Origin of the sequence: Novipirellula sp. (assembly GCF_041583735.1) — a bacterium.
In the GTDB taxonomy this organism is placed as follows: Bacteria; Planctomycetota; Planctomycetia; order Pirellulales; family Pirellulaceae; genus Novipirellula.
Window position 1 is genome coordinate 1 of sequence record NZ_JBFHFD010000713.1, and the last position, 4,277, is coordinate 4,277.

Consider the following 4,277-nt stretch of genomic DNA (forward strand, 5'->3'; position numbering starts at 1 on the left):
GCAGCCTGAACGACGTCACGTCACCTAAACACAAATAATCCACAAGCCGATATTTAAGGCCTTGTTCATAAGAGCCATCGCTATCGGTCTGCCCGCACCCAGCAAATTACCGGATGCCGTTTTCGGAGCAGCGTAGCTACGAAACGCAAATACCGTAATTTGCCGACTCTAAGTGCTTCACAGTGTTGGCCAAAACGGCCAATTTACTGAAAAACTCCTGCCTAACTGCTTAGCGGTTGGTTGCGAACGGTCGCCCGTCAACTTATTGCAGCAGATTGCCGCAGCGATAGCAGTACTTGGCATCTTTTAAGTGGCTGGTGACTTCGCATACCGAACAGGGGTGTTGTTCGCGATTCTGGCTTTCGTCCGTCCTCAGTCCCACCAATTCCGCGCTGACGAAACCGCTCGGTACGATAATCAAACTGTAGCCAAGCAAAATCAGCACCGCAGAAATGATTTTGCCAATCGATGTTTTGGGAACGATGTCTCCGTACCCCACCGTGGTCATCGTCACAATTGCCCAGTACATCGATTGAGGAATCGAGGTAAAGTGGCTGTTGGGATTTACGTGCGTCACTTCGTCCACGTTGAACAGCAGTGTTTCCACATGATACATCAATGCACCGCTGATCGTGACCGCGACCAACACGACGGCGAGAAAGACAATGATCTTGTTGCGAGCACTCCAGATTGCATACGAGAGCTCGTCAGCTTCATTCATCATCCGCCACAGTTTCAGAACGCGAAAGACGCGAAGCAGCCGAATGCTGCGGAGCGTGAGCAGTGATCGTGACGAGCTGCCGACAAAGAAGGTCAAATAGCTGGGCACCACACTCAATAGATCGATGATGCCCCAGAAACTGAAGGCGTAGCGAAGCGGATGTCTTGAACAGAGCAGTCGCAGGGCGTATTCGATTGTAAACAGAATGGTCAGAAACCATTCCGCTGTGGTGAATGCATCCAGCAAACGTGCATAACCTGGTTCACGAAAATCGGGAACCGTTTCGAGAGCGACAAACAGAATGCTGGCGAGAATTGCGACTAATAACCCGATGTCGAACCATCGTCCCGCTGGCGTATCGGCTTCGAAAATGATGTCGTACATCGTTTGCCGCCACGGCGGCGAATCGGGCCGCTGGGATTGACGGCGGCGTAGCGTTTTCAGCTGTGCGTGTTTCGCAGGATTGGTGGTCATGGGGTCGGATGGAGTGGTCGCCATGACTTTGTTTGATGGGGTTAAGAGAAGGAGATCGAATCTGTGCCCGTCCAGATGGGAGCTCAATCGTAGCCTAGGAATCCGCCGAACGCACGACGCGGATTACCTAGGCTACGAATACAATCTCAAAAAATTAAACTAACTCTTGTTTTCCCGGAACCGCAAATCCACGAGCAGCACCCGGACCCTTGATATCCAGATCACGAGGAACGAGATCGAGTTTCGATTCGTTGGTGACAAAGTCCCACGTTACCGCTTGCCCGGTGTAAGCCGCCATGCGGCCGAGCACTGCAGTCAACGAGCTGGCGGCAGTCTCAGCAAACTCGACGATCGGTTTGCCCTGGCGAATCGAATCGATCAGATCTTTGTGTTCCTGCTTGTACGCGGCACCGATGTCGCCGGACATTTCCCAAGTTGTCTTGCCATCGCGGGTTTGGATCGAAGCCCCGCTGTTGCCACCGAGGATGGTGCAAGTTCCCTTGGTGCCGTAGATCACGTTGCTGTTGTCCGACTTGGTGTCGGGGATTTGCCGACACATAAACGACACGACGCGGTTGCCTGGGTAAACGTAGTCGACCGCGACGTTGTCCCACATTTCGCTATCGTCTGGCCGAGTAAATCGTCCGCCACCGCCGTACGCGGATTCCGGCGGCCCGCCCATGATCCAATTGATCGTGTCGATGTTGTGGACCGCTTGCTCGGCGATTTGATCGCCCGAGAGCCAAACGAAATGCATCCAGTTGTAGAGTTGGTACTCGGCGTCGCTCATCCCTTTTTTGCGTTGGCGATACCAAATGCCGTTGGAACAATAGCGTGCGGTACCGCTGATGATGTCACCAATCTCGCCTTCGTGGATCCGTTTGATCGCTTCGACATAATTGGTTTGCCTGCGGTACTGCGTCCCCGTCACGATGGCAGTGTGGTTGGCTCGCGCCTTTTTGTCGGCCTCGAGACATTGACGGTATCCCGCCGGATCCACACACGTCGGCTTTTCAGCAAAGACATGTTTACCCGCATCGACCGCGTCAAGCACATACGGCGCACGGAAGCCTGGCGGGGTTGCGAACAACACGACGTCGACGTCTTTGTTGTCGAGGACTCGTTTGTAGGCGTCCAGGCCGTGGTGCATCTCGCTCGGTTTTACGTCGAACTTGTCGGCATAACGTGACGCAAGCGACTTGCAGATGTTTTCGCACTTCTGCGGGACCAAATCGGCGACGGCAACCAATTTGACATTGTCGTTGATCGACAGCGAGTCGTTGATGGCTCCGCTGCCACGTCCGCCAGCACCAACGAGTCCCAAACGAATCGGCTCGGGTTTGCTTTCCGCAGGCTCGCTGCCGCGAAGCAGGCGTGGGGATGCAAACGTCGTTGCCACGCCGGCTGAGATCACGCTGCCGTGCTGAATGAATTTGCGTCGCGAGGGGGGTGGGGTTTCCGTAGACGCAATGGGGGTGGGGGTGGGGGTGGTTGGTTGGGTCATGCGAGTTTCAGGCCTCGGTGATTGAGAAAGGTGGGAAAGTCTAATCGGTGAAAGGTGGGCTTGGGGCGGCCCATGCGGTCTAACGCTCACAGCGAAGCTTGTCCGACTGGGGATCACGACGTCGCTTGCCGCAGCAGACCATGAATTCCGCCTTCCCCCTAGGATACAGCAAACGTCATCGCGGTGTGGGATCGAGCGATGCATTCGGCATCATCGTCATCGTGGTTATAATCGCTTCGATGCGTCAACTTCCTGCGGACCTACCGAGCGGTTTGTCCGATCACCGCGCGATCCATGAGGTAAACCTCTGCAGAGGGACCATTGTTTCTCGGCCGACCACAGGGAACCTATCCAGATGAACGTTATTAAATCCGCAGCTTTGTTGGCGCGAACCGAATTGGCCAGGCCGGTGCGAGCAATCCGCAATCGCTTGCTTTCCCGTGAAGGCATCTCTCCGCTGTCGGTCTCGTTCTATCATCGAGTCGCCGACACGCACCCCAACGATTGGACCATCTCGCGACGAGAATTTTTGCGGCACGTGGATTACTGCCAAGGATCGTTCGATTTGATCGGTCTGGACGAACTTCAAAATCGCGTGGATGACTACCATTGTTCACGCCCCACGTTGACGTTCACGTTTGACGACGGTTATGCGGAAAACTGTGATTTTGCTCTGCCGCTACTAGCCGAACGCAATATTCCGTGTGTCTATTTTGTGGCCATCGGTCACGTTCAACAGCAACGTCCCTTTCCGCATGATGTCCAGGCCGGGGTGCCATTGCCGCCGAACACGCTGCAACAACTTCGTGATATCTCGGACTCGGGAATCGAAATTGGATTGCACACCCGCAACCACGTTGATTTTTCGAAGGTCAGTGATCCTCGTGTCGTACATCATGAAATCACGACCGCAAAAGACGAGCTCGAACAGTGGATCGGTCGTCCTGTTCGCTACTTTGCCGTGCCGTATGGGATGCCATCCCAATTGACGTCGATGATGATCGACGCGGTTTATCGATGCGGCATGCGGGGGTTCTGTAGCGCCTTTGGCGCCTACAACACCGTCGGTCGTGACTCATTTCACATTCGCCGTTTTCATGGCGATCCCTGTTTCTCGCGAATGAAGAATTGGCTCAGCTTCGATCCGCGGAAGTTACGTCTCGAGCCCAAGGTCGACTACAAGTTGCCGACTCGCAAGCCTGCGGATCGCAGGTCCGCGGCAGTCGATTCATGCTCGACTCCGCTCGGATCAGGCATGCCACAAATCACGATGCCCATGCCCGGCATGCACGCGGCGAGCTAAGTGTCGCGGTCGACGTCTTCGTTTTCTGCCAGTGAATTTCTGACAGTGAATTTCGAAAGAGAGGCAGTGGCCATTGAATGTGAGTGATTGCGAATCGCAATTCGCTGACGGTCTCACGCCGTGCTTCCAACAATCCAACCGCATCCCCACGAAACACCGCATCCCCACGAAACACTGCATCCCCACGAAACTATGTTCAATCGGATTCAACAGATCTATCGACCCGTGCCACCCCGCCATAACGAGGGACCGCTTCGCTGTCTGTTTGTGATCAC

General features: G+C 54.7%; 3 protein-coding genes. 1 reads left to right on the top strand and 2 read right to left on the bottom strand.

The features are described 5' to 3' along the window. Window positions 1-262: 262 nt before the first annotated feature. Window positions 263-1,219, bottom strand: a complete 957-nt coding sequence (locus ABX962_RS31480; RefSeq protein ID WP_372725534.1) for an ion transporter — start codon at window positions 1,217-1,219, stop codon at window positions 263-265. Window positions 1,220-1,349: 130 nt separating this feature from the next. After that, complete coding sequence (locus ABX962_RS31485; RefSeq protein WP_372725536.1) at window positions 1,350-2,699, bottom strand: Gfo/Idh/MocA family protein; 1,350 nt, start codon at window positions 2,697-2,699, stop codon at window positions 1,350-1,352. 355 nt (window positions 2,700-3,054) lie between these two features. On the opposite strand from ABX962_RS31485, the gene ABX962_RS31490 reads away from it, so the two are divergent. Continuing rightward, a complete protein-coding gene (locus ABX962_RS31490) occupies window positions 3,055-4,002 on the top strand; it encodes a polysaccharide deacetylase family protein (protein ID WP_372725538.1) in 948 nt (315 codons plus the stop codon). Window positions 4,003-4,277: the final 275 nt, after the last annotated feature.

Bases quoted from the DNA above. Each gene is read 5' to 3' on its own strand.
- ABX962_RS31480 (WP_372725534.1), bottom strand. From the start codon at position 1,219: ATGGCGACCACTCCATCCGACCCCATGACCACCAATCCTGCGAAACAC.
- ABX962_RS31485 (WP_372725536.1), bottom strand. From the start codon at position 2,699: ATGACCCAACCAACCACCCCCACCCCCACCCCCATTGCGTCTACGGAA.
- ABX962_RS31490 (WP_372725538.1), top strand. From the start codon at position 3,055: ATGAACGTTATTAAATCCGCAGCTTTGTTGGCGCGAACCGAATTGGCC.